The sequence below is a fragment of the Kribbella sp. NPDC050459 genome, assembly GCF_040655315.1.
GTDB lineage: Bacteria > Actinomycetota > Actinomycetes > Propionibacteriales > Kribbellaceae > Kribbella.
Map to the genome: position 1 here is coordinate 194,325 of NZ_JBFAJQ010000005.1, position 24,745 is coordinate 219,069.

Genomic DNA, 24,745 nt, shown 5'->3' on the forward strand with positions numbered 1-24,745 from the left:
GCGCGAATGGTGAGGTTCGAACAGATCGGCGTCCTGCCCGAGCCCGGTGACAACGTCGCGATCGCTTCCCGCCGGCTGGAGGCCGGGACCGAGGTCGAGCTCGACGGTGCGACGATCACGCTGCCGCACACCGTCCTCGAGGGCCACCGGTTCGTGGTCGCGCCGGTCGCCACCGGTGCCGCGCTGACCTCGTGGAACACCGCGTTCGCGCGGGCGTCCCGGGAGCTCGTCCCGGGCGACTACGTCTGTACGCCGACCAGCCTCGCCGCGGTCACCGCCCGCGGCGTGGACGGGCTGCCGGGGGAGCCGAGCGCGACCAACGAGCCGCTCGACCCGTTCGAGCTGGACGAGTCGGCGCTGCACTTCGGCGCCCAGGTGACCAGCGTCGAGCAGCCGGGGACCTTCCTTGGCTACCCCCGTGCGCAGGGCCCGGCCGGGACGCGGAACCACGTCGTACTGCTGGCCACCAGCTCGCGGAGCAGCGGGTTCGTCACCGAGCTCGCCCGGCGCTTCGACGGCGCGGCCGCCGGCGACGGCGTCGTACCGGTGGCACACACCGAGGGCGGCGAGGACGAGGTCCCGAACAACCTGCACTTCCTGCTCGCCACGCTGGCCGGCTTCACGCTGAACCCGAACGTCGGCGCCGTCCTGGTCATCGACACCGAGGGCGACGTGGTCTCCGGCAAGGCGATCAAGAACTTCATGGCCGAACACGGTTACCCGTCGATCAAGGTGCCGCACGCGTACTTCACCCGGGCGGGCGGCTTCGAGCACGACCTGACCGCGGCCGGTGCGCTGATCGAGCCGTGGCTGCCGGTCGTCGACGCGCAGCAGCGCGAGGAGGTCCCGCTCGCGGATCTCAAGATCGCCCTGCAGTGCGGTGGCTCCGACGCCTTCTCCGGCGTCTCGGCCAACCCGCTCGCGGGTCAGGTCAGCGCCGAGGTCATCCGGCACGGCGGGACGGCGGTGCTCGCGGAGACCGACGAGCTGATCGGCGCCGAGCCGTACGTGCTGAAGAACGTCCGCGACCTCGCGACCGCCAAACGCTTCCTGGCCACGATCAAGTCGTTCAAGGAACGCGTCGGCTGGCACGGCCACACCGCCGAGGGCAACCCGTCCGGCGGCAACGTGTACCGCGGGCTCTACAACATCGTGCTGAAGTCGATCGGCGCCGCCCGCAAGCTGCCGCGCGAGGTCCGGCTCGACCACGTCATCGACTACGGCGAACCGCTGCCCGGCGACGGCTACATCTTCATGGACAGCCCCGGCAACGACCTCGAGTCGGTGGCCGGCCAGATCGGCAGCGGCTGCAACCTGATCTTCTTCACCACCGGCAACGGGTCGATCACCAACTTCCCGTTCGTGCCGACGGTGAAGTTCGTCACCACGAGCGCCAGGTACGAGCGGCTGCACGCCGAGATGGACGTCGACGCCGGCAAGTACCTGACCGGTACGTCGATGGCGGACCTGACCGCGGAGACCTTCGACCTGGTCGTCCGCGTCGCCTCGGGTGAGAAGAGCGCGGGCGAGCGGGCCGGCCACAGCCAGGTGTCGATCTGGCGGAACTGGAAGCAGACCGGCCCGCGCGAAGGTATCTCGATCACCACGGACGGCCGGATGAGCCGCAAGCTCGCCGACCTGCCGAGCGAGGACCGCGACGCTCCGCTCGACGGCCTGCCGCACCGCGGCCTGACCTCCGACGGCCGCACGCGGACCGAGCTCCTCGAGGTCGACGACCGGCTGGTCCCCGAGGCCGTCGGCCTGATCCTGCCGACCAGCCTCTGCTCCGGCCAGATCGCGCTGCGCATCGCGGCCCAGGCGGAGCTGGAGAAATGGGCCGGTGACGCCGTCACCCGGATGGTCGCGCTCCCGCACACCGAAGGGTGCGGCAGCAGCGGCGGCGCGTCCGAGGAGACGTTCGCGCGGATCATGCTCGGCTACCTCCTGCACCCGAACACCCGCATGGCGCTGCTCCTCGAGCATGGCTGCGAGAAGACCCACAACGACTACTTCCGGTCCCGGCTGGTCGAGGCCGGGGCGGATCCGTCCCGCTTCGGCTGGGCGAGCATCCAGGCCGACGGCGGCCTCGACGCGGTCGGCGGCAAGGTCAAGGACTGGTTCAGCGGCTTCCGGATCCCCGCACCGGTCGCGCGGGACGGCGACCTCGGCGCGCTCACGATCGGGCTGGAGGCGCGCGGCCCGCTCTCGGACGCGACCGCCGAGGCGCTGGCGCTGGCCGGCCGCGAGATCGTGGGCTCCGGCGGTTCCGTCGTACTGTCGTCGCGTGGCGGGTTGCTGGCCCACGACGGCTTCCGTACGGCGGCGTTCGGGTCGACGGACCCGGTCGGCCCGACGATCGCGCACGGGCAGCGGCTCGCCGAGCCGGGGTGGCACGTGATGCGGATGCCGGGCACGGACTGGATGGAGACCGCGACCGGTTTCGGCGCGACGGGTGTCCAGCAGATCCTCGCGCACGTCGCCGGCGGCACGCTGTCGGCGCAGCGGTTCGTACCGGTCGTCGAGTTCAGCAACGACCCGGAGACGGTCGCGACGTACGGCGACGACCTGGACGCGGTGGCCACCGGCGACGCGGCCGAGCAGGCGCGGACCGCGCTCGACACGATCGCCGCCGTTGCCTCCCGCCGGCTCGTCCCCAAGGCTGTTGCCTCCGGCAACGTAGGTTTCCAGATCACCCGCGGTCTGCTCGGTACGTCGATGTAGCTGTGCTTTTTTGAATGAGAGGCCCTTCCATGCACTTGGTCCGTTATCTGTCCCCGGTCGACGGCCGCCCGATTCCCGGTGTGCGCACCGGGGACACGGTGGCGTCGCTGCAGGGCGTCAACACGTTCGCCGAACTGCTCCGGCTCCCGCTCGCCGAACTGCAGGCGGAGGTGGACAAGGTCGGCGAGACGCTTCCCGCCGACGGACTGACGTTCCTGCCGCCGCTCGACGGCCGCGGTGAGGTGTGGTGCGCCGGCGTCACGTACGAGCGGTCGCGCGGGGCCCGGATGGAGGAGAGCAGCGAGCAGTCGGTGTACGACAAGGTCTACACCGCCGACCGGCCCGAGCTGTTCCAGAAGGCGCCGGCCTGGCGCGTGGTCGTGGACGGAGAGCCGGTCGGCATCCGCTCCGACTCCGGCCACGACGTCCCCGAGCCGGAGCTGGCCGTCGTCGCGAACAGCCACGGCGAGATCGTCGGCTTCACGGTCTGCAACGACATGAGCTCGCGGTCCATCGAAGGCGTGAACCCGCTGTACGTACCGCAGGCGAAGCTGTTCGCGGGCGGCTGTGCGCTGGCGTCCGGGATCCGCCCGGCGTGGGAGGTCGCGAACCCGAAGGCGCTCACCGTCGACCTGGTGATCCGCCGCGGCGACGCGGAGGTGTTCCGCGGTACGACGTCCACCGAGAAGCTGGTGCGCGAGCTGCAGGACCTGATCGACGCCCTGTTCCTGCCGAACGACTTCCCGGACGGCGTGATCCTCGCGACCGGCACCGGCATCGTGCCCGAGCTGGACTTCGCGCTGGCCGCGGGTGACGTCATCACGATCACCATCGACGAGGTCGGCACGCTGACCAACACCGTCGCCACCGGCAAGGAACCGTTCGGGTTCCTGGCCACCGACAACCTGGAAGGAACGCGATGACCCAGGACACCACGCCTGCCGAGCTCGAGCAGGCGCTCGCGGCGGCCACCGCCGCCGCACCCGCCTTCGGCGCGGCCGCGCCGGCAGTCCGGGCCGGCTGGATCCGCGCCGTCGCGGACGCGCTGGACGCGGCGGCCGGCGAGCTGGTGCCGATCGCGATGCGGGAATCGTCGCTGCCCGAGGCGCGGCTGACCGGCGAGGTCGCCCGCAGCACCGGCCAGCTGCGGATGTTCGCCGACGTCCTCGAAGAGGGGGCGCTGCTCGAGGTCGTCATCGACACGTCGGACCCGCAGGCCAAGCCGGTGCCGCGGCCGGATCTGCGCCGCGTGCTGGTGCCGCTCGGTCCCGTGCTGGTCTTCGCCGCGAGCAACTTCCCGTTCGCGTTCAGCGTCTGCGGCGGCGACACCGCGTCGGCGCTCGCCGCGGGCTGCCCGGTGATCGTCAAGGCGCACCCGGGTCACCCCGAGCTGTCCGTCCGCACCGCCGAGGTGATGATCGAGGCGCTGACGGCGGCCGGTGCGCCGGAGGGAACGCTCGGCCTGATCTCGGGCTTCGACGTCGGCGTCACGGCGCTGAAGGACCCGCGGATCACCGCCGCCGGCTTCACCGGCTCGGTCCCGGCCGGCAAGGCCCTGCACGAGATCGCGGTGACCCGCCCGGAGCCGATCCCGTTCTACGGCGAGCTCGGCAGCCTGAACCCGGTGTTCGTCACTCAGGCCGCGATCGATGCCCGGGGCAAGGACATCGCGACCGGGTACGTCGGTTCGTTCACGCTCGGCGTCGGTCAGTTCTGCACCAAGCCGGGGCTGCTGTTCCTCCCGGCCGGCCACGGCCTGCAGGACCAGCTCGTCGAGGCCGTCGGCGGCGTCGCCCAGGCGCCGATGCTGAACGACCGCATCAAGGACGGCTTCACCTCCGGCCTCGACCGGCTGGAGAAGGTGGACGGCGTCCGCGTGCTGGCGTCCGGCGGTGCGACGCTCCTGCAGACCACCGTCGCCGAGCTCCTGGCCCGCCGTGACGAGATCCTCGAGGAGTGCTTCGGCCCGGTCTCGATCGTGGTGGAGTACGGCGACCGCGACGAACTCGTCGAGGCGCTCGAGGCGTTCGAAGGCAACCTGACCGCGACGCTGCACGCGGAGGACTCGGACGCCGACCTGGCCCGGGAACTCCTGCCGCTGCTGACCGCCCGCGCGGGACGCGTGCTGTGGAACGGCTGGCCGACCGGCGTCGCCGTGTCGTGGGCCCAGCACCACGGCGGCCCGTTCCCGTCGAGCGTCGGCTCGATCCACACCAGCGTCGGCGTGACGGCGGCCCGGCGGTTCCAGCGCCCGGTCGCGTACCAGGACGCCCCGGACGCGGTGCTGCCCGACGTACTGAAGGACTCGAACCCGGCCGGGATCAGCCGGCGGGTGAACGGAACCGTGACCACAGGTGAGGTGTCGCGATGACTGATGTGCCCCCGACGAACGACCCGGCCGAGGGCGGCGTCCTGGCCGGCGAATCGGCCCCGGCCTCGACCGGCCGGCGGAGTTTCGACCACTGGTTCGGTGAGCACGGCCGCAACGGCTTCATCCACCGGTCCTGGATGAAGTCGCAGGGCTTCTCCGAGGAAGCCTTCGACGGGCGCCCGGTGATCGGGATCTGCAACACCTGGTCGGAGCTGACGCCGTGCAACGCGCACCTGCGCCGGCTCGCGGACTCGGTGAAGCGCGGGGTCTGGCAGGCCGGCGGGTTCCCGCTGGAGTTCCCGGTGATGTCGCTCGGCGAGACGCTGCTGCGGCCGACCGCGATGCTGTTCCGCAACCTGCTCAGCATGGACGTCGAGGAGTCGCTGCGTGGGAACCCGCTCGACGGCGTGGTGCTGCTGACCGGCTGCGACAAGACGACGCCCGGCTCGATCATGGGCGCCGCGAGTGTCGACCTGCCGACGATCGTCGTCACCGGCGGCCCCATGTTGAACGGTAAATTCCGCGGCTGCGACATCGGCTCCGGTACGGCGGTCTGGCGGTTCACGCAGGACCTCAACGCCGGCCGGATGTCGGCCGAGGACTTCGCGGCGGCCGAGGCGGGCCAGTCCCGCAGCAACGGCCACTGCATGACGATGGGCACGGCGTCCACGATGGCCTGCATGGCCGAGGCGCTCGGCCTGCAGTTGACCGGATCCGCGGCGATCCCCGCGGTCGATTCGCGCCGCTACGTGATCGCACAGAAGTCCGGGCAGCGGATCGTCGAGATGGTCAAGGAAGACCTGAAGATCAGCGACATCCTCACCCGGGACGCGTTCGCCAACGCGGTCCGCGCGAACGCGGCGATCGGCGGGTCGACGAACTTCGTCATCCACCTGCTCGCGATCGCCGGCCGGGTCGGCGTCGACGTGACTCTGGACGACATCGACGAGTGGGCGCGCGGCGTCCCGTGGCTGGTCGACCTGCAGCCCTCGGGCAAGTACCTGATGGAGGACTTCTACTACGCCGGCGGCCTGCCCGCGGTGCTGAAGGAGATCCTGCCGCTGCTCAAGCCGGACGCGATCACGGTCACCGGCAGGACGATCGGCGAGAACGTCGCGAACGCCGAGCGGATCGAGGCGGTGTACCCGGGCGCGGCGCCCGGCAGCGAGACGTACGCCGTCATCCGCCCGGTCGGCGACCCGCTCGGCAGCGGCGCGGGAACCGCCGTACTGAAGGGGAATCTGGCCCCCGACGGCGCGGTCATCAAGCAGTCGGCCGCGTCCGAGCGGCTGTCGCGGCACCGCGGCAAGGCGCTGGTGTTCAGCAGCATCGAGGAGTACGACAAGGCGGTCGAGGACCCGGATCTCGACGTCGACGAGGACACCGTGCTGGTGCTGCAGAACGCCGGGCCGCGCGGGTACCCGGGGATGCCCGAGGTCGGCAACATGACGATCCCGCGCAAGCTCGCCGAGATCGGCGTCGACGACATGGTGCGGATCTCGGACGCGCGGATGAGCGGTACGGCGTACGGGACCGTCGTCCTGCACGTCACGCCCGAGGCCGCCGTGGGCGGGCCGTTGGCGCTCGTGCGGACCGGGGACTGGATCGAGCTCGACGTACCGGCGCGGCGGCTGCACCTCGACGTACCGGACGAGGAGCTGGAGAAGCGCCGGGCGGACTGGCAGCCGCCGGCGCCGCCGTCGGACCGCGGCTGGGCCCGTCTCTACGTCGACCACGTGACCCAGGCCAACCAGGGCTGCGACCTCGACTTCCTCATCGGCCGCACCGGCTCCGCCGTAGCCCGCCAGAGCCACTGATGTCCTGGGGACCTTTTGAAGCGGTACGAGGGCTGCGGCCCGCGGGTACCCTCCCGCAGGTGACGCCGATCCGGCGGATCCTCACAGATCTGCCGGTGTCGGCCGACCCGTACGCCGACGCGCGCGCGGCGCTCGAGCCGCTCCGGGAGCAGGTCCTGCCCGGCGCCCGGATCGCGGTGACGGCGGGCAGCCGGGGGATCCACGACCTGGTGCCGGTGGTGAAGGCGGCCGTGGACTGGCTGCGGGACGCCGGCGCCGCGCCGTTCGTCATCCCGGCGATGGGTTCGCACGGCGGCGCGACCGCCGACGGGCAGCGCGAGATGCTCGCCAGTCTCGGGATCACTCCCGAGACCGTGGGCTGCACCGTCGAAGCGACGATGGAGACGGTCGTCATCGGCACCTTGGCTGACGGCACCGAGGTGCACCACGACGCGATTGCCGCCAAGGCCGACGGCGTCCTGCTGGTGAACCGGATCAAGCCGCACACGGACTTCCGCGGACCGATCGAGAGCGGGATCGCGAAGATCCTCGCGATCGGGCTCGGCAACCACCTCGGCGCGGCTTCCCTGCACGCCGGCGGCATCCCGTCGCTCGGCGCCAACATCGAGGCCGCGGCCCGGATGGTGATTGCGCAGGGCAAGATCCTCGGCGGGCTGGCGATCCTGGAGAACGCCCACGAGCAGACCGCCGCGGTCGAGCTGCTGGCCGCCGACGGGATCGCCGAAGCGGCCGAGAACGCCCTGCTGCAAAGGGCCTCGAGCCTGCTCGGCAGGCTGCCGTTCGACGAGCTCGACGTCCTCGTGGTCGACGAGCTCGGCAAGGACAAGTCCGGCGCGGGGATGGACACGAACGTGATCGGCCGCTGCTGGGTGCACGGCATCCCCGAGTTCGAGTCGCCGTCGATCGCCGCGATCAGCGTGCACTCGCTGTCGCCGGCGTCGCACGGCAACGCGTCCGGCCTTGGCCTGGCCGACGTGATCCCGGCACGGCTGCTGGAGCAGATCGACCTGCGGGCCAGCTACGTGAACGCGCTGACCTCGGGCGCCGGCGGGGCGCGGCGCTCGCGGCTGCCGATGGTGATGGAGGACGACGAGGCGGCCGTACTCGCGGCCGTGACGATGTGCGGACGGCGGCACTGGTCCGAGCTCCGGCTGGCCCGGATCAAGGACACCCTGTCGCCGAACGAGCTGATGGTGACACCGGCCCTGCTCACCGAGGCGGCCGAACGATTCGACCTGGAGATCACCGGTACGGCGCGGGACCTGGCGCCGGCCGGACGACTCGGACCTTGGAGCGAGACATGAACCTTCGCGAAGCACGTGCCCTGCTCGCCGACCGCGGCTTCCGGCCCGGGGAGGCGTCCACGAAGACCTTCCCCGACGGGTCGCCGTACAAGGTGGAGATCCCGTCCTGCGAGGGACCGCGGGTGATGACGGCGGTCCTGGAGGAGGCCAAGGAGCGCGGCGTCACGATCGACCGGGTGTCGCAGGGCAGCGGCGTGATGATGCTGACCGACGGCGAGATCGAGGAGATGCTGTCGCTCGGCGCGTCGTCGGGTGTCGAGGTGTGCCTGTTCCTCGGGCCGCGCGGCGCGTGGGACATCGGCGGTCAGGCGAAGGTGTCGGCCGCGGTCGGCGGTGTTGCGCGAGGCAACGACCAGGTGGCGGCGTCGTTGTGTGACGCGTACCGGGCGGTCGAGCTCGGCGTCCGCAGCCTGCTCGTCGGCGACATCGGCGTGCTGGAGATCCTCGGTCAGCTGAAGATCGAGGGCGAGCTGCCGTCGGACCTGGTGCTGAAGACGTCCGTGCTGATGCCGTTGCCGAACGCCCCGACCGCGCGGTTGTACGAGCGGCTCGGCGCGACCAGCCTGAACGTGTCGACCGACCTGCCGGTGCCGGTGCTCGCGGAGATCCGCTCGGTGACGACGGTGCCGATCGACATGTACATCGAGGTTCCCGACGACCAGGGCGGCCACGTCCGCTTCTACGACGTACCGGATGTCGTCCGGGCCGCGGCGCCGGTGTACCTGAAGATGGGGCTGCGGAACGCGCCGAACATCTACCCGGTCGGCGCGCACCTCGCCGGTACGGCGGAGGCGCTCGGGCGGGAGCGCGTGCGGCGCGCGGAGCTGATCCTGCGGTTGCTCGCGGAGCAAGATGAGGGATGAGTTCGTCGGCCGGCTCCGGTCGGTCCTCGAGGACGTCGTCGACGACCCGGACGTCCTGGACAGTCATCGCAACGATCACGCGACCTTCTGTACGGCGGGGGCGCCGCGGGCGCTCGTCCGGCCTGGGAGCACCGCCGAGGTGCAGGAGGTGCTGCGGGTCGCGTCCCAGTTCCGGGTGCCGGTGGTCACCCAGGGCGCGCGGACCGGGTTGTCCGGCGCCGCGAACGCGATCGACGGCTGCCTGTTGCTGTCGACGTCCCGGATGGCGCGCATCCTCGAGGTGTCCGTCGAGGACCAGGTGGCCGTCGTCCAGCCGGGCGTGGTGAACGCCTCGCTGTCCCGCGCGGTTCTGGACAAGGGCCTGTTCTACCCGCCGGACCCGTCGTCGTGGGAGATGTCGACGATCGGCGGGAACATCGCGACGAACGCCGGTGGGTTGTGCTGTGTGAAGTACGGCGTGACGTCGGACTTCGTGCGCGGCCTGGAAGTCGTCCTGGCGTCGGGCGAGGTCGTGCGCACCGGCCGCCGCGCGGCGAAGGGCGTCGCCGGCTACGACCTGACCCGGCTGATCGTCGGCTCCGAAGGCACGCTGGGGGTGGTGACCGAGGCGACGCTCGCGCTGCAGCCTGCCCCCGAGGCCGCACTGACCGCTGCCGCCACCTTCCTGACGATCGAGGACGGCATTGCCGCCGCAGCCGCTGTCATGGCCTCCGGCCTGCGCCCGTCCTTGCTCGAGTTCCTCGATCAGCCGACGCTGCGCGCGATCCAGGCTTACCGGGACATGGGGCTGCCGGAGAACGTCGGCTCGATGCTCCTCGCGCAGTCCGACCGGGGAGCACGGGCCGCCGAAGACGTTGCGCGGATCGCCGCCATCTGCGCCGAGCACGGTGCCGTCGACGTCGCCGAGGCCTCGGACGCCGAGGAGTCCCGGATGCTGCTCGAAGCGCGCCGCCTGGTCAACTCGGCGCTGGAACCGCTCGGCGTCACCTTGATCGACGACGTCTCCGTACCGCGGTCGCAGCTGGTCACCTTGTTGCGCGGGATCGCCGAGATCAGCGCGAAGTACGACGTACTCATCTGTTGCCCAGGGCATGTAGGTGACGGGAACATGCACCCGACCGTGGTCTTCGACCGCGACGACGCGGCCGCCGAGGCGCGGGCGCTGGAGGCGTTCGGGGCGGTGATGGAGCTGGGCCTGCGGCTCGGCGGCACGATCACCGGCGAGCACGGGATCGGCACGCTGAAGGCCCGCTGGCTGGAGACCGAGCTCGGGCCGGTCGGGCTCGAGCTGCATCGGCGGATCAAGGCCGCCTTCGACCCCCTGAACCTGCTCAACCCAGGGAAGGTGCTGCTGTGATCGATCCGTCCGCCGTCCGTCCCTCGGCGCGGCAGCTGGCCTGGCAGCGGCAGGAGCTGACCGCGTTCGTGCACTTCGGGCCGAACACGTTCACCGATCTCGAATGGGGGACCGGTCTCGACGACCCGGCCGCGTTCGAACCGACGGCGCTCGACTGCTCGCAGTGGGTCTCCACGCTGGTCGCCGCCGGGTTCAAGAGCGTGATCCTGACGGCCAAGCACCACGACGGGTTCTGCCTGTGGCCGAGCAAGTACCTGCCGCACACCGTTGCCGCGTCGTACGGTCGGGACGTCGTCGGTGAGCTGTCCATCGCTTGTCAGGCCGCCGGGCTCGGGTTCGGGATCTATCTGTCGCCGGCGGACCTCTATCAGGAGAAGTCGCCCGGCGGGTACTACGGCAACGGGAGCCCGGCCGTCGCGTCCCAGGTCGGCGAGTTCTCGTATGTGGTCGACGACTACAACCGGTTCTACCTGCGGCAGTTGCACGAGCTGCTGACGTCGTACGGGCCGATCGCCGAAGTCTGGCTGGACGGGGCGAATCCGACGAGCAGCGCGCAGACCTATGCGTACGACGCGTGGTTCGACCTGATCCGCCGGCTCGCCCCGGACGCGACGATCGCGATCGGCGGGCCTGATGTGCGGTGGGTCGGCAACGAGGACGGATTCGCGCGGGAGACCGAGTGGAGCGTCGTACCGTTCCTGAACGGGACGATGGTGGCCGAGCAGACGGCGCCCTCCGTCGCCGGGCCGGACGAGTTGGCCCGGGCCGACGAGCTGCGCTGGTATCCGGCCGAGGTCGACGTGTCGATCCGGCCCGGGTGGTTCTACCACGCGTCCGAGGACGCCGCGGTGAAGTCGGTGCCGGAGCTCCTGGACATCTATCGCAAGTCGGTCGGGCGGAACGCCGTACTGCTGCTGAACATCCCGCCCGACCGTCGCGGCGTGTTCGCCGATCCGGACGTCGCCGCGCTGACGGCCTTCGGTGTGGCGGTGCGCGAGTACTACGGCACACCGGTGACGCTGCCCGGCCGGGTGAACGTGCTCGATCTGCGGGAAGACATCTCACGGGGGCAGCAGGTCGAATCCTTCGCAGTCGACGCGTTGGTCGACGGCTCATGGCAGGAGATCGCCGACGGCACCACCATCGGCCACCGCCGCCTGCTGACGCTGCCCGCGCCGATCACGCCTGCCGACGTACGCGTCCGGGTCCTGTCCAGCCGGACCGAAGCGGACGTCTCGCTGAGCGTCCACTTCGACCCGTTGCTGGATCGGTCAGGCCAGGCGAACGAGTGAGCCGCCCGCGGTGATACCGATCGACGTGCGGACGCCGGCCACGCTCAGGTCGACGACGTACGTCGTACCGGACCAGCGGGTCGCGTACGTGACGCCACCGGAGGCCCTGACGGGCGCGATGAACGACAGGATCGATGCCGTCGTGCCGGACCGCGCGAACATCAGGGTCGGCGCCGGGAGACGAGTGTTGATGTTCGGGTAGGTCCAGCCCTGGATCGGGTTCGTCTGCGCCTGCTTGAGCAGGATCGCGCCCGGCGGCAGAACCTGCCGGTACGGCACCTGGAAGAGGATCGTCCGCGTGTCCTCACCCGGCTTCGCCGCCAGGGCGGTGGTCCGCGAGTACACGGTCGCCTTCTGGTCCGCGGGCAGGTGCCACAGCGTCTGGAACTGCTGCGCGGTCTTGGACGACGCACGGTCGAGCGTCACGACCAGGTCCGGATTGCTGAGCACGAGGACGCCGCGGACGCGGCTGATGCCGGCCCCCGGTACGTCGGAAAACTCGAAGAAGTCGGCGTTCGGCCTGACCTGCGACCGGGTCAGCTTGGTCACCGGCCGCGTGCCCGCCGACAGCGGCGTCGTCATTGCGCTGCCGGCGAAGGGGCTCTTCGCCCAGGTCCGCCAGACGTCGTTCTGGTAGCCGGCATGGCCGCCGTCGATCAGGATGTCCCGCCCGCGAGCGGTGTACGTGAGCGACGTGTGGTCGCTGTGACCGTGCAGCTGCCGCGTCGGACCGTACCTGATGCTGTACGACGACTGGTCCGCGAACTTGCCCCATCCGGATCGGCCGAAGACATAGCCCGCGGAGAACATGCCGACACGCTCGGTCGGCGCGGTGCCGGTCGCGCCGAGGCTTCCGGCGTACTCGAGCGGCGTTCCGGCGACAGCCGCGGTACGGACCACCTCGGAGTCGCCGATCTGGTGGAGGTTGCCGAGGGAGTTCGTTGCCAGGGTGAGCCAGTCGGCCAGGAGTGCGCGGCGCGCGGCGATCGTCGTACCGGGGTCGGCACCGCAGGCTCGCAGCACGTCGACGGCACGGCCCCAGAGGGAGTAGTTGAACTGCGCGTACGCGGTCGATTGTTCGTTGGTCGAACCCTCGGCGTCGATCGAGGTCGTGATGCCGGCGTCGAGGCGCTGCTGCGCGAGCGTCATGTAGTCGGTGCGGCCGAGCGTGCAGCCGACGCCGAACAGCGCGATGCTCTCGTCGGTGCCGTGGTTCCAGGCGCCGCTCCAGTTGCTGACCAGGAACTGGGCGTGGTCGAGCAGCGCCGCGTCGAGCCAGCTGTACTGTGCCGGCAGCGTGGTGGCGTCCAGGGCGGTGAGAACTGCTTGCCGAGTGCAGATGATCACGTTGGTCCGGTGCATCGTCGACTCCCAGGCGCCGACGTCGCCCTTCCAGGAGTACGGATTGTCGCGGACCCAGTCGCGGACGATCGTCGTCACGTGGTCGAGCGCGGCGGTGTCGCCCTGGGCGGCCGCGGTGATTCCTTGGCCCAGCCAACGAAGCGAGTGAAGCCACATGTACCAGCTGGGATTGTTGTAAGGATTCAGTCGCCAGTTGACGTTTCCGTTGCCGTCACCAACCTTGTACGGCTTGAATCCGCCCCAGATGTAGGTGTCCTGGAGTATCGACGACACCGGCGTGGCGTCGTCGACCGTGCTGAAACCGGGGCAGGTGTAGGTGCCACCTGCCCCGGTGGTGATCGCTCGGGCGCTCTTCGCAGCCACAGCGGTCGCCGGGACGACGTTCGTTGCCCCCGGCATGAACTGCGCGCCCTCCGGCTCCGGCAGATCCGCGGCGATCGCGATCCCCGGACCGGTCCCGGCCGCGGCGATCGCGCCGGTACCCGCCAGCCCGCCGGCCACCAGGCCGAGCGTCAGCAACCATCTGATCATGCATTTCCCCACCCACTCGTCCGCGGCCCCCCAGCCCGGCGGTGACAACCTGTACAACCGCCACGATGGTCAACCGGCGGAGAAAGTTGCGGTGGGTCTTCTTGGCCCGGGCGGGCGTGATCGAGTGACTACTCTTCGACAGAGACCACGCGGATCCAGTCGGAGCAGTCAGCCTCACACCACACGTGATCCCCACGGTGGGCGATCCGATCGCGCTGCACATGCCCGCAGGCAAGCAGCACACGTCGCATCGAGTGACCCTGCTGCACCGGAGCACCGGTCCTGCCGCCAGGCACTCGCTTCCTGTTCCTGAGGTCGGCCACGGCCGGTCCTCCTCTCTGGTTTGTTGTTGGTCCTACGTGCAGAAGGCAGGATTCGAACCTGCTAGGCCCCAAGGCAACGGGTTTACAGCCCGCCCCGCCCCTCCCACGACGGCGCTCCTGCTCAGGCGACGCGTTGCGTACGGCTCGTCAGACTTGTGTTCGAGTGACTTCCTCGACGAAAGCGGCGGGTCGCTCGATGTGCGGGACGTGTCCGGCCTCGTCGATCACTCGTAATGGCCAGCCGAGCCTGCCGGCTGCCTCTGCCGCGAGTGACAGCGGTACGAATCGGTCCTTGGCGCCCCAGAGCAGTGTCGTGGGAACGTCGATCCGGTCCTGGACCTGTTTGGTGCAGGTGGCGACCAGATGGCGCATGGTCCGCCCGACGTGCGGTACTCGTGCGCGGCTCCGCGTGTACGTGCTGAACGCCTGCATCCAGTCCGGGTCGCGGCGTCGTACGGGATCGAGGTCGGCGAACGCGCGGCGTTCGAAGCGCTCCATGTTCGCCTCGGAGGGCCGCACCGCGAATCGGACAGCGGTCACGCGCAGTCCGATCGGCAACCGGTACGGACCGATCCCGGGTACGCCGTACAGCACCAGCCGGTGGAGCTGGTCGCCGTGACTCGCGGCGAACCGTGCCGCCAGCGTCCCGACGAGCGAATGCGCGATCAAGGTCGGCGGCTGATCGCAGGTCTGCTCGAGCAGTGCTTGCAGCCAGCCGTCGAACACCTGCTGGTCCAACCGAGCGACTGCCGCGGACTCGCCGAGCCCGGGCATATCAGGCACGACGAGTTGGTAGCGCTCCGCCAGCTGCGGGATCACTGGCGCCCAGTAGGCCCCGCCGCATTCGATACCGCCGTGCAGGAGGATGAGCGGCGGTCCGTCCCCGCCCTCGAGAACGACTGTCGCGACGTCGTTGACGTCGATCCGCCGTTCGTCGACAGGCAGGCATTGGAGCAGCCGCTCGCGCGCCGTCATGCCCTCAACGTAGATCCCGGCGACGTACCTCCGCTTCCGAAGAACTACCCAACCCGCTGCGGGCCGCACTGCGAACAACCACGTACCTGGCAGGGTGGCCGGTCGGTCCCGGCCACCCAGCGGTGAGAGTGAGATTCGAACTCACGGGCCGGCATGTCAGCCGACCGACGGTTTAGCAAACCGCTGCCCCTACCGACAGGCGGATCTCACCAACCCCGTCCGCCGTCTCCCCTGTTGACGGCGGGCGGACATTCCGGCGTCACGCGACGTGCGCTGGCATAGGATTCCGGCATCGTTGTCCCAGGGGGGAACCTTGTCCTTCGTCCGTGATCTGCCATCGGAGCCGGCTGCCGACAGTTCGGAAGCACGATCCGCGCTGAGCATTCCGCTCGGTTCTGTCATCACCATCCAGCGCGGTTACACAGCCAGGTCGCGTGCACCCGAGGACTCCTGTTCTCCAGACGAACCAGGCGCGACCAGGCTGCTGTGGCTCAAGCACCTCGGTCGCGACGGATCGATCGCAGAGGCGGATCGGGACGCCGATGTGTGGCGCACGGATGTGCCCAGCCGCTACCACCTGCAGGCAGGCGATCTGTTGCTGTCCGAGATCGTCACTGGTCGTCCGAAAGCAGTTCGGGTCGAGCAGTCCGATCTGCCTGCGGCAGCCGTCGGCAGCATCCTGGTATTGCGCCCGACGGCCACAGTGTCGGCCGAGCATGCGCGCTTGATCCTCGCCCTCTTGCGCTCTGAAGCGGTCGCCGGATTGGCTCGAGGAGGCTTCGGCCGGGCACGAATCGCTCCCAGGGACCTGACGGCCTTGATGCTGCCGACGCCCGACGAAGCGCTCTCGACGGGCCCTCGAAGACCTCGACACAGCGAGTCAGCAGATGTCCAAGTGGAGTGCCGATGCGTCGGCTGTCGCCGACCTGATATTCGACACCGACGTGAGCTTGGACAGCGCTCGGAGATCCGTGATCCAGATCGGACAGCTCAGCCGTCTTCGGGCCGAAGCGGCTGCGCAGCTGGATGATCCCAGCTACATCATCCGCACTCGAATGCCGTATCCGGTTGCGTTGCGTTGGCGGGAGCTCGAGGCCCGGTTGAGCACAAGTGACCCAGGGCCGGCGTATGACGCCGTACTTGAAGCAGCCGAGGTGTTGCTTGGTTACAGCGCTTTGATTGCGGCTGCCCTCGCCCACCACGCCGGTATCGAACTGGCCTCTGTAGCAGCTCTTCGGCGCCGATTGTCGGGCGGCCCGGGCGGCCCGGGACTGGGTGAATGGGTAGCAATACTGCAGGAGATCAGCGGGGCGAAGAAGCGACGTGGCCTGGCCTCCGACCATCCGCTGCACGAGTTCGGAGCATTGCTGAGCAAGCAGGAGGTAGACGCAGCCAGGCGACGGTTGTCTGCCAGACGCAACGACAAGGCTCACGGACGGACACTCGATGCAGTCACCTTGCCCTCAGCCCTCGAGGAGGCACACGACGATCTTGCAAGCTTGATGGCCGGCTCACTGTTCCTCGCTGACCTGCATCTCATCCACGTGAGCTCAGTGATGTGGGACGACTTCCGGGGGACCGCAGCCGTCAGCTTCCGGCGACTCGTGGGAGATCACCCCGTGGTGCCTACGACCACGATGGAATACCCGAGCAACAAGATCGAGACCGGAAGTCTCTACCTGGCCGACCGCGACCGTCGACTGCATTTGTTGCGGCCCTTCCTCACCTGCGAAGCCTGCGAGACGTGTCGCGCCTGGTCGACCTTCCATGTGGACAAGGTCGGCGGTGAGCTGACGCAGAAGAGTCTCGAACACGGCCACAGTTATCCCTACAAGGCGGACGCAACAATTCTCCAGGCCGCCGGTCTGCTCTAGCGTCGAGAGGTTCCGGACACCCTGTGTGTCCGGAACCTCTCGACCGGCGCAGCCGGACAACTCAGCCCTTGACGCAGATGACCTGCTTCAGGTGGGCGACGACTTCGACCAGGTCGGACTGGGCGGCGATGACCGAGTCGATGTCCTTGTAGGCGGCAGGGATCTCGTCGACGACGCCGGCGTCCTTGCGGGACTCGACGCCGGCGGTCTGGGCGACCAGGTCGTCGACGGTGTACCGGCGCTTCGCCTCGTTGCGGCTCATCCGCCGGCCTGCCCCGTGCGAGGCCGAGTAGAACGAGCGCTCCGAGCCGAGCCCGCGGACGACGTACGAGCTGGTGCCCATCGACCCCGGGATCAGCCCGAGGTCACCGCGCCCCGCCCGGATCGCGCCCTTGCGGGTGACCAGCAGGTCGAGTCCGTCGAAGTGCTCCTCGGCCACGTAGTTGTGGTGGCACGAGATCGGCTGCTCGAACCGTACGTCGACCTCGAACGACTCCCGCACCGCCTGCATCACCAGCGCGAGCATGACGGCCCGGTTCCGCGCGGCGTACTCCTGCGCCCACGTGAGGTCCCGGCGGTACGCGTCCATCTCCGGCGTGCCGGACAGAAACACCGCCAGGTCGCGATCCGGGAGATCCGCGTTGTGCGGCAGCGCCCGCGCGATCCGCATGTGCCGCTCCGCGAGCTCCTTGCCGATGTTCCGGCTGCCGGAGTGCAGCATCAGCCACACGCGGTCCTCGTCGTCGAGGCACACCTCGATGAAGTGGTTGCCGCCGCCCAGCGAACCCATCTGCTGCTTGGCCTTCCGCTCCCGGTCCTGCACCCCGTCGTGCAGGCTCGTGAACCCGCCCCACAGCCGGTCCCACGGCCGCGGGTCGAGCCCGAGCCGCCGTACGCCGACCGGGTCCTCGTGCGCCCGGAAACCGACCGGTACGGCGGCCTCGATCCGCGACCGGATCGCCGACAGGTCGTCTGGCAGGTCAGCGGCCGTCAGCGAGGTCAGCACGCCTTCCATCCCGCACCCGATGTCGACCCCGACCGCCGCCGGCGACACGGCCTGGTACATCGCGATCACCGACCCGACGGTCGCGCCCTTGCCGAGGTGCACGTCCGGCATCACCCGGACACCGTGCACCCACGGCAGCGCCGCGATGTTGCGCAGCTGCTGCAGCGCCTTCGCGTCGACGTCGTACTCCTGAGCCCACATCAGCGTGGAGCTCTTCGCCCCACTCAGCTCAACCGGAAGCTCCACGTTCATCTCCCCACCCTCCTTGATCGTGTACATGCGGCAGAGCAGGGTCTTGAACCCTGACGCCCCGTTGAGGGACAGACCGTTTTCGAGACGGTTGCCGTTAGGCCGAAACTCGGCTTACTCTGCCAGGCCGCCGATGGGACGGCGTACAGCTGCCAGGGCAGGGCTCGAACCTGCGGGGCCTCGGGTCAGAACCGAGGGTGGGTCACCGTCGCCCACCTGGCATCGCGCTCGTCGGCGGCACCGGTGGGTGTCGCGTCAGAGCGCCAACTCGGCACGGGAAGGGATCCACGGCTGCCACAACAGCGGCATGCCGGCCTCTTCCGGTGTTCGCGAGCCCTTCTTCTCGTTGCACGTCGAGTGCGCGGCGACGGCGTTCAGCCACTCGCCGCGTCCGCCCCGTGATCGTGGCACCACGTGGTCCATCGTGGTGGCGCCGAGGCGGCCGCAGTACGCGCACGTGTACTTGTCGCGCTTCAGCACGCCGGCCCGTGTGTACTGCAGTCGGCCGGAGGCGTAGCGCCACTTCATCACGACGTACCGGACGAGCCGCAGCACGCGCGGGAGGGGGAACGGTCCGATGCTGGCGCCGTCGTGGGCCTCTTCGACGACCGCGACCTCGCGGACGAGCATCTTGATGGCGTGCGGGATCGACACGACGTGCAGCTGCTCGTACGAGGCGTTCAGGACGATCACACCGCTCATGTGGTTCCTCCTCCCCTCCAGTGTGCCCGACCCGCGGTCAGCAGGTCGGGGAAAACGGTGTCGGTCAGTGTGCGGCCCCAGGGATTCGAACCCTGAACCTCCTGGTTCTAAGCCAGGCGCCTCTCCCAGTTGGGCCAGAGCCGCGGGGGTACTGCGTTCTGTTGCGTACGGCGACCGTCGTGCGTGGCAACCGTGTCACTCAGGGTGTCCGGCGGGGCTCGAACCCGCTTCCTCCGGGTCCACATCCCGGCGCATCGCCCGCTTCTGCCTCGGACACAGCACGCCCGGCAGGATTCGAACCTGCACCCTCCTGCTTCGTAGGCAGGCGCTCTGTCCGGTTGAGCCACGGGCGTTCGTGGTGCCCTGCGCCGGATGTACTGCGGAGGGCACGCTTGTGGCGCCCGCTCGGCCGGTAGCAAGCATCCTGCGGGCGCCTGGTCCAGCTGGGAGGACTCGAACCTCCGATCTCCTCAACCCAAATGAGGTGGCCTGGCCGCTGGCCTACAGCTGGTCCTCCCCGGGGCGTCGCGGTCCCCGGGGAAATTGCGATGAATGTCCAGTTGTCAATTGTTCGTGCCGATATCCGTGAATACCGGAAAAGCATCGGTGGAAGGAGTCGAACCCTCGTGACGCGGGTTTGGAATCCGGTCCGCAACCATTGCGCACCGACGTGACCCGTTACCGGGCAAAAGAAAAGAGCCGCCTGCTGCCGGGACCCGGCTCAGACGGCTCGCTTGGAGATCTCCCCAGCGGAAGATCACCCAGGCGGACCGCCCGAACGCGGGCTGAGCTGGTGGTAGAAGGCCTCATCGCCCACAGATCGCAGGCACGCCGACAAAGCCATGCGGCCGCGCCGCCAGGCTTCGTTCGCGATTCGCGTTCCGTACACGATCTGTCTCCTCAGGTTCTGTCGCTTGCGGGAAATAGTCTCACCCAACACTCATGGTGAAGTCAACGCATTTCCCAGAACAATTGTTCCCCGTCATTCCCGCACCCCTCCGACGCACACTCCCACCACCCAGTTCCGCCGGCCGGCTCCGAAATCGACAGGCGTTCTCGCTGGAGGGCGCACGCGCCACCCGGCAGCGCCCACGGGCCCAGCACGCACTGCCCGCCCTACGCCGCGACATGCCCCCACCACACGGGACAGCGAAACCACGAGCAGGGGGCTTCTGCCGTACGCCAACAGACGACGCTCGCCGCAGTTATGGGACGTGGTGCCCCGCGGGATTGGGGTGGCGTGCCCGGCCGTGCGGGACGGTGTGCGCCCGGTCGTAAGGCGCGCTTCCGCTGCACGCCGAGAGACGGTGTTCGCCGCCGTACGGGAGGTGTCTCCCCGCCGTTCGGGACGGTGTGCCCCGCGGTACGGGATGGGTGTGAGCCCCGTCGTACGCGGTGGGGTGCTCCCGCCATCCGCCAACGGCCGGCTCGCCGTACGGCGTCTGCGGCACGCCAGGCCGTCCGTCTGTGGAGTGACCCCGACCACACGCTCGCGCCCCGGTGTACCTCGCCAGGGATCCGATTCGGAATCCACGCCCTCCTCCCGCTACACTCTTGCCTCGGTACACGCCGCCTTAGCTCAGTCGGCAGAGCGTCTCACTCGTAATGAGAAGGTCGTCGGTTCGATTCCGACAGGCGGCTCCACCCAAACCCCCAGGTCAGAGGTCACTCTCCGACGCTGGGGGTTCGTCGTTCCCAGCCTTCGATCGCCTTCGGTCGCCGTGGTGTCCCCGCGCCTCTTGCAGGCGTCCGCGAGGTTCGATCAGGTGCTCGTAGAGGTCCATGGTCGTCGCCGAGGCGTGCCCGGGACGCGTGAGCCACCTTCGGGTCCGGGCACCAGGCCGAACGCTCGCGCAGCACCTCGTCTGCCGCGTCAACTCGATTCAGCCTGCCGAGATCGCGACCCCTCGCCGTGAAGGGGTCGCGACGAGACGGTCAGCGCTCTCCGGACCTGCCTCCGGCAGTTGCTCAGGTCGCACCACCATGGTGGCCGGCGTGGCCGGTTGAGTAGAGCGGCAGGCGGAACAGCATGACGGCGATCATGGCGACGCATGCCAGACCGCACACGCTCGGAACCAGTGCCTCCTGCGACACGATGCCGGTCCAGTACCCGACAATCAGCAGTACGCCGGCTGCCACGGACGACCCGGCCATCTCCAGAGTGGGTCGCCACTCCATGCGCCGGAACCGCATCCAGCCAGTCATCGCACCCGCCAGGATGACGGAGCAGATGAGCGCTGACAGCGCGGGGGCGTCCTGTCTCAGGTCGGTGAACCCGAGAAGCGACGCGATGCCGAAGAACACGGCAATCAAGACCCCACCCCCGAGGCACATGACCGCGCACATTTCCAGGAAGTGGAAGCCGAACCGGCCGGTCGACTTCGCGGTCCGTGAGATCGGCCCGTCGCGGGCCGGAGCCTTCTTCGAGGATCTCGGTGTGTGTAGTACTCGCATGGGAACCTCCCTCGGTTGGACCCTGCCCACCGGGAGTCTCCCCGGTAGCGAACGGGGCAGCTCATCTCTTCTGCCATCATCCGCTCCGCGCTCGTGTGCACGAGGGTCCAACGTCTCCAGCGGTCAGGGCTATGGACCCCCTCCGGGCAGCCGACCGCTTCTGGCGCCGTCCGCGGGCCGAGCCCGACCTCACCATGACCATCTACGCATCCGAATCCGGCTCCGCCACCAAAGACGCCCTCAAGCTACTCGCCAGCTGCGCCGCCACGACTACACAGGAACAAGCCCCTGCCAAGAACCAGCGAGCCCCGTGAAAGCCCGGCGGACTATGGCGCTAGCTGCCCGGGCAGACCAGCTCAAGTTCTCGGCGCGACGGATGCGACGGGGCTTATTGATCGCGCCGGGGCGCTCGGCACAAGGTTCGTTCCGCTAAAATGTGGCTCTTCGACCGCGGGAGATGGGCGGAGGCCTAGCCTTCTCGGGGCCGGGGGTTTTGATGACGGATCGGGAATCTGAACGCGAAGGCACGTCGCCTGTCCCGGCTCCTGACGCTGGTGCTCACGGGTCGGCCGTGGCAGACCCCCGGCGACCGCGCGGCCCGGGACGGGGTCTGGTCGGTCGTGCTGGCGAGCTGGATGCCCTGCGCGACTTCCTCGCGCAGGTGGATGCTGCCCGTGGCGGAGCTCTGTTGGTCTCCGGGGAACCCGGAGTCGGCAAGTCGGCGCTGCTTGAGGCAGCATCCACACACGCGTACGACCTGGGGCTGCACGTGGTGCGCGCGGCGGGTGTCGAGTTCGAGGTCGAGGTCAGCTTCGCCACCCTCAACCAGTTGCTGGGCCCGTTCTTCGGTTTGATGCCACAACTCGATCCCGCTGATTGGGAGGCGCTCGGCGCCGCGGTCCAGCTCGGCGGCACCCACGCCGGCGACCCCACCCTGGTTTCCACCGCCACCTTGGCGCTGCTGAGGAAAGCGGCCGAGCACCAGCCGGTGCTGCTGGTCGTCGACGACCTGCCGTGGATGGATAAGGCGAGCGCCCGGGTCCTGGCATTCGTCGGCCGCCGACTCGCCCAGCAACCGATCGGCTTCCTGGGCGCGGCACGCACCGGCGAGGCAGGTCTGTTCGACGACGTCGACCTCACCAGACTGTCCGTCGCTGCCTTGGCGGATGAGCCCGCGCAAACGCTGCTGAACGAGACGTTCCCTCATCTGGCCGGCCGGGCCCGTCGTCGCATCGTCCACGATGCCCGGGGCAACCCGCTGGCGTTGCTTGAGCTGCCGATGGCTTTGGCGAGCCTCGGTCACGCCGAGTCCCTGCGTGCGGCTGACGTGCTTCCGGTCACTGACCGGCTCCAGGCGGTCTTCGCCGCCCGCGTCAGCTCACTGCCCCCGGATACATGCGACCTGCTGTTGCTCGCCGCCCTCGACGGCACCGGCGACCTGCGCGTTCTGACAGACCCGGGCGCGAACACATCGCGTGGAGATGCCCTCGACGCGCTGGGACCAGCCGAGGCCGCCAACCTCATCAATATCGACCCGCTCACCCGCCGCCTGGCGTTCCGGCACCCCCTGACTCGGTCTGCGGTTGTAGCGATGGCGACCGACTCGGAACGGCGCCGGGCGCACACCATGCTCGCCGCGCGGCTGGCCGACGACCCTGACCGCCGCGCCTGGCAGTTGGCCGCAGCCGCCCTCGGGCCCGAAGAAGGAGTGGCAGCGGAGCTGGAGAAGGTCGCGCACAGGGCGGCGGGCCGCGGTGACCCGGTCGGCGCGGTGGCGGCCTACGTCCGCGCCGCCGACCTCACTCCCCAGCGCTCAAGCAAGCTCCGACGCCTGGCGCACGCGGCCTACCTGGGCGCGAACGTCACCGGCGACCTCGGCCTGGCACCCCCGCTGCTGGACGAGGACGCCGTCGAGGCCGACCCGGACGCAGCGTTGACGGTCACCCTCGCGGCGGCCGCCCAACTGCTCAATCAGAACGGGGACCTGGACACCACCTACCGGCTGCTGGTCAACGCGATCGAGATGCGCCGCGGAGCATTCCGCGCCGACAACGAGATCCTGGTCGAAACCCTGCACACGCTGCTGCTGATCTGCTACTTCGGCGGCCGCGCCGAACTGTGGGAGCCCCTCGACACGGCAATGGCCCGGCTCGATCCGGCGCCCCCGCTGGACCTCAGGCTGCTCCGATCCGCGCTTGGAGACCCGGCTCGCCGAGCCGTGGACGTGCTGGACGACCTCGACACCGCCATCGCGCGGCTGCACCAGGAACAGAACGCCGCCCACATCCGCCGTGTCGGCATCGCCGCCGTGTTCACCGACCGGGTCGGAGGCTGTCTGCCGGCTCTGCGGCGCGTCGTCGACGACGGCCGTGCTGGTGGCGCGGTCACCTCCTCGATCGACGCGTTGTTCCTGCTCGCCAACCACCACTACTTCACCGGCGCCTGGGACGAGACGGAGCGGGAGGCCGGTGAGGGCCTGTTGCTGTGCGACAACCTTGGGCTCGACATGCTCGCGTGGCCGGGGAACTTCCTGCACGGCCTGGTCGCGGCCGCCCGCGGCCACGAGGACACAGTCCGGGCGATGACCGACCGGATGGCCGCGTGGGGGTTCCCGCGCCGCGTCGGCTGCATCCAGCACTACATCGCCCACCTCAACTGCCAGGCAGCGTTGGCGCGCAGCGAGTACGACGTCGCGTTCTGGCACGCTTGCCTGGTCAGCCGACCTGGGGAGCTGGCTACGCACACACCGCTCGCGATGTGGCTGATCCTGGACCTCACCGAGGCAGCGACCCGCTCCGGCCGGGCCGAGGAAGCCGCCGCCCACGTGGCAGCCGTGACGGACGCCGGCATCGGTCGCATCTCGCCTCGCCTGAACCTGATGGTCCTCGGGGCCGCCGCCATCGCCGCCGCCGGCACCGCACCAACTGCGGAAGCAACCGACGCGTTCGAGGCCGCGCTCGCCGCGCCGGACGCCCGCCTGTTCCCGTTCGAGATGGCCCGCATCCATCTCGCGTACGGAGAACACCTACGCCGCACCCGCCATACCGCCGCCGCGACCATCCAGCTGAGCCATGCCACTGAGGCATTCGACCGGCTCGGTGCCATACCGTGGGCGAAACGGGCCGCCCGCGAGCTGCGGGCCGCCGGGAAGACCAAGCCGCCGCCGCCACCGTCAGGTCCACGACAGGTCGAACCAACCAGCATTCTGACCCCACAGCAACGGCAGGTCGCCGAACTCGCGGCAGCCGGACTGACCAACAAGCAGATCGGCGAGCGGCTGTACCTCTCCCCGCGCACGGTCGCAACCCACCTGTACGAACTGTTCCCCAAGCTCGGCATCACTTCCCGCGCCGCGCTCCGCGATGCCCTGGCAGCACATCCGCAGGCCAGCGAAAACAAAGCCAGCGCGCCCCCACCCGACTGAGTCGATTAGTGCCAGCGACTGACCGGCACCGAACCCAGTCATTTGACGCACGCGCGCACCGGCCCCTTGCTCCTAGCGTCGAGCGACCCCCAACCCCGGGGGCCCGACTGGAGGAGAGCA

General features: G+C 69.5%; 15 protein-coding genes and 9 tRNA genes. 11 read left to right on the forward strand and 13 right to left on the reverse strand.

The window, feature by feature from the left end; genetic code table 11:
• Window positions 1–6: 6 nt before the first annotated feature.
• From AB0I12_RS19730 to AB0I12_RS19765, 8 genes are read left to right on the forward strand one after another with little or no spacing between them, the layout of a single operon-like run.
• Window positions 7–2,721: a UxaA family hydrolase gene (locus AB0I12_RS19730; RefSeq protein WP_359931446.1), complete on the forward strand. Its 2,715-nt coding sequence runs from the start codon at window positions 7–9 to the stop codon at window positions 2,719–2,721.
• Window positions 2,722–2,750: 29 nt separating this feature from the next.
• The gene (locus AB0I12_RS19735) at window positions 2,751–3,644 is read left to right on the forward strand and encodes a fumarylacetoacetate hydrolase family protein (protein ID WP_359931449.1); all 894 of its coding nucleotides are present in this window, start codon (window positions 2,751–2,753) and stop codon (window positions 3,642–3,644) included.
• Window positions 3,641–5,092 carry an aldehyde dehydrogenase (NADP(+)) gene (locus AB0I12_RS19740; RefSeq protein ID WP_359931452.1) on the forward strand — a complete coding sequence of 484 codons (1,452 nt, stop codon included), beginning with the start codon at window positions 3,641–3,643 and terminating at the stop codon, window positions 5,090–5,092. Before AB0I12_RS19735 ends, AB0I12_RS19740 begins: the two co-directional genes overlap by 4 nt.
• A complete protein-coding gene (locus AB0I12_RS19745; RefSeq protein ID WP_359931455.1) occupies window positions 5,089–6,909 on the forward strand; it encodes an IlvD/Edd family dehydratase in 1,821 nt (606 codons plus the stop codon). The genes AB0I12_RS19740 and AB0I12_RS19745 overlap by 4 nt, the downstream gene beginning before the upstream one ends.
• A gap of 59 nt (window positions 6,910–6,968) precedes the next feature.
• Window positions 6,969–8,213, forward strand: a complete 1,245-nt coding sequence (locus AB0I12_RS19750; RefSeq protein WP_359931458.1) for a DUF2088 domain-containing protein — start codon at window positions 6,969–6,971, stop codon at window positions 8,211–8,213.
• A complete protein-coding gene (locus AB0I12_RS19755; RefSeq protein ID WP_359931461.1) occupies window positions 8,210–9,076 on the forward strand; it encodes a U32 family peptidase in 867 nt (288 codons plus the stop codon). The genes AB0I12_RS19750 and AB0I12_RS19755 overlap by 4 nt, the downstream gene beginning before the upstream one ends.
• Window positions 9,066–10,433, forward strand: a complete 1,368-nt coding sequence (locus AB0I12_RS19760; protein ID WP_359931464.1) for an FAD-linked oxidase C-terminal domain-containing protein — start codon at window positions 9,066–9,068, stop codon at window positions 10,431–10,433. The genes AB0I12_RS19755 and AB0I12_RS19760 overlap by 11 nt, the downstream gene beginning before the upstream one ends.
• Window positions 10,430–11,725, forward strand: coding sequence for an alpha-L-fucosidase (locus tag AB0I12_RS19765; RefSeq protein WP_359931467.1), 1,296 nt, complete (start codon window positions 10,430–10,432; stop codon window positions 11,723–11,725). Before AB0I12_RS19760 ends, AB0I12_RS19765 begins: the two co-directional genes overlap by 4 nt.
• Here the strand turns inward: AB0I12_RS19765 and AB0I12_RS19770 are convergent.
• The 4 genes from AB0I12_RS19770 to AB0I12_RS19785 form a co-directional block, all read right to left on the reverse strand.
• Window positions 11,705–13,618 carry a heparinase II/III family protein gene (locus AB0I12_RS19770; RefSeq protein WP_359931470.1) on the reverse strand — a complete coding sequence of 638 codons (1,914 nt, stop codon included), beginning with the start codon at window positions 13,616–13,618 and terminating at the stop codon, window positions 11,705–11,707. The two genes, AB0I12_RS19765 and AB0I12_RS19770, sit on opposite strands and share 21 nt — an antisense overlap.
• A gap of 360 nt (window positions 13,619–13,978) precedes the next feature.
• Window positions 13,979–14,062, reverse strand: a tRNA-Tyr gene (locus AB0I12_RS19775).
• 26 nt (window positions 14,063–14,088) lie between these two features.
• Window positions 14,089–14,916: an alpha/beta hydrolase gene (locus AB0I12_RS19780; protein ID WP_359931473.1), complete on the reverse strand. Its 828-nt coding sequence runs from the start codon at window positions 14,914–14,916 to the stop codon at window positions 14,089–14,091.
• Window positions 14,917–15,036: 120 nt separating this feature from the next.
• Window positions 15,037–15,127 (reverse strand) — tRNA-Ser (locus AB0I12_RS19785).
• A 676-nt stretch (window positions 15,128–15,803) separates the two neighbouring features.
• Between AB0I12_RS19785 and AB0I12_RS19790 the strand changes: the two genes are divergently transcribed.
• The gene (locus AB0I12_RS19790; protein ID WP_359931476.1) at window positions 15,804–16,790 is read left to right on the forward strand and encodes a hypothetical protein; all 987 of its coding nucleotides are present in this window, start codon (window positions 15,804–15,806) and stop codon (window positions 16,788–16,790) included.
• A gap of 61 nt (window positions 16,791–16,851) precedes the next feature.
• On the opposite strand, the gene AB0I12_RS19795 is transcribed toward AB0I12_RS19790, so the two are convergent.
• The 8 genes from AB0I12_RS19795 to AB0I12_RS19830 all read right to left on the reverse strand — a co-directional run bounded on the left by AB0I12_RS19795 (window position 16,852) and on the right by AB0I12_RS19830 (window position 19,258).
• On the reverse strand, window positions 16,852–17,997 hold the full coding sequence (locus AB0I12_RS19795) for an RtcB family protein (protein WP_359932129.1): 1,146 nt from the start codon (window positions 17,995–17,997) through the stop codon (window positions 16,852–16,854).
• Between the two features lie 79 nt (window positions 17,998–18,076).
• A tRNA-Ser gene (locus AB0I12_RS19800) sits at window positions 18,077–18,169 on the reverse strand.
• A 25-nt stretch (window positions 18,170–18,194) separates the two neighbouring features.
• Window positions 18,195–18,267, reverse strand: a tRNA-Gln gene (locus tag AB0I12_RS19805).
• Window positions 18,268–18,300: 33 nt separating this feature from the next.
• Window positions 18,301–18,747 carry an HNH endonuclease gene (locus tag AB0I12_RS19810; RefSeq protein ID WP_359931479.1) on the reverse strand — a complete coding sequence of 149 codons (447 nt, stop codon included), beginning with the start codon at window positions 18,745–18,747 and terminating at the stop codon, window positions 18,301–18,303.
• Window positions 18,748–18,817: 70 nt separating this feature from the next.
• Window positions 18,818–18,891 (reverse strand) — tRNA-Leu (locus tag AB0I12_RS19815).
• 59 nt (window positions 18,892–18,950) lie between these two features.
• Window positions 18,951–19,024: transfer RNA gene (locus AB0I12_RS19820), tRNA-His, on the reverse strand.
• Between the two features lie 2 nt (window positions 19,025–19,026).
• Window positions 19,027–19,100: transfer RNA gene (locus AB0I12_RS19825), tRNA-Arg, on the reverse strand.
• Window positions 19,101–19,182: 82 nt separating this feature from the next.
• Window positions 19,183–19,258 (reverse strand) — tRNA-Pro (locus AB0I12_RS19830).
• Between the two features lie 1,057 nt (window positions 19,259–20,315).
• Here AB0I12_RS19830 and AB0I12_RS19835 point away from each other — a divergent pair.
• A tRNA-Thr gene (locus AB0I12_RS19835) sits at window positions 20,316–20,391 on the forward strand.
• Window positions 20,392–20,715: 324 nt separating this feature from the next.
• Here the strand turns inward: AB0I12_RS19835 and AB0I12_RS19840 are convergent.
• Window positions 20,716–21,201 (reverse strand): hypothetical protein, encoded by a 486-nt coding sequence (locus AB0I12_RS19840; RefSeq protein WP_359931482.1) that lies wholly within the window; start codon window positions 21,199–21,201, stop codon window positions 20,716–20,718.
• A gap of 496 nt (window positions 21,202–21,697) precedes the next feature.
• Here AB0I12_RS19840 and AB0I12_RS19845 point away from each other — a divergent pair, with 496 nt between their 5' ends.
• Window positions 21,698–24,625, forward strand: a complete 2,928-nt coding sequence (locus tag AB0I12_RS19845; RefSeq protein WP_359931485.1) for a LuxR family transcriptional regulator — start codon at window positions 21,698–21,700, stop codon at window positions 24,623–24,625.
• Window positions 24,626–24,745: the final 120 nt, after the last annotated feature.

What these genes read in the sequence shown, in the direction of transcription:
- AB0I12_RS19730 (WP_359931446.1), top strand. Translation starts at nt 7, where the DNA reads ATGGTGAGGTTCGAACAGATCGGCGTCCTGCCCGAGCCCGGTGACAAC.
- AB0I12_RS19735 (WP_359931449.1), top strand. Translation starts at nt 2,751, where the DNA reads ATGCACTTGGTCCGTTATCTGTCCCCGGTCGACGGCCGCCCGATTCCC.
- AB0I12_RS19740 (WP_359931452.1), top strand. Translation starts at nt 3,641, where the DNA reads ATGACCCAGGACACCACGCCTGCCGAGCTCGAGCAGGCGCTCGCGGCG.
- AB0I12_RS19745 (WP_359931455.1), top strand. Translation starts at nt 5,089, where the DNA reads ATGACTGATGTGCCCCCGACGAACGACCCGGCCGAGGGCGGCGTCCTG.
- AB0I12_RS19755 (WP_359931461.1), top strand. Translation starts at nt 8,210, where the DNA reads ATGAACCTTCGCGAAGCACGTGCCCTGCTCGCCGACCGCGGCTTCCGG.
- AB0I12_RS19760 (WP_359931464.1), top strand. Translation starts at nt 9,066, where the DNA reads ATGAGGGATGAGTTCGTCGGCCGGCTCCGGTCGGTCCTCGAGGACGTC.
- AB0I12_RS19770 (WP_359931470.1), bottom strand. Translation starts at nt 13,618, where the DNA reads ATGATCAGATGGTTGCTGACGCTCGGCCTGGTGGCCGGCGGGCTGGCG.
- AB0I12_RS19780 (WP_359931473.1), bottom strand. Translation starts at nt 14,916, where the DNA reads ATGACGGCGCGCGAGCGGCTGCTCCAATGCCTGCCTGTCGACGAACGG.
- AB0I12_RS19790 (WP_359931476.1), top strand. Translation starts at nt 15,804, where the DNA reads ATGTCCAAGTGGAGTGCCGATGCGTCGGCTGTCGCCGACCTGATATTC.
- AB0I12_RS19795 (WP_359932129.1), bottom strand. Translation starts at nt 17,997, where the DNA reads ATGTGGGCTCAGGAGTACGACGTCGACGCGAAGGCGCTGCAGCAGCTG.
- AB0I12_RS19810 (WP_359931479.1), bottom strand. Translation starts at nt 18,747, where the DNA reads ATGAGCGGTGTGATCGTCCTGAACGCCTCGTACGAGCAGCTGCACGTC.
- AB0I12_RS19840 (WP_359931482.1), bottom strand. Translation starts at nt 21,201, where the DNA reads ATGCGAGTACTACACACACCGAGATCCTCGAAGAAGGCTCCGGCCCGC.
- AB0I12_RS19845 (WP_359931485.1), top strand. Translation starts at nt 21,698, where the DNA reads ATGACGGATCGGGAATCTGAACGCGAAGGCACGTCGCCTGTCCCGGCT.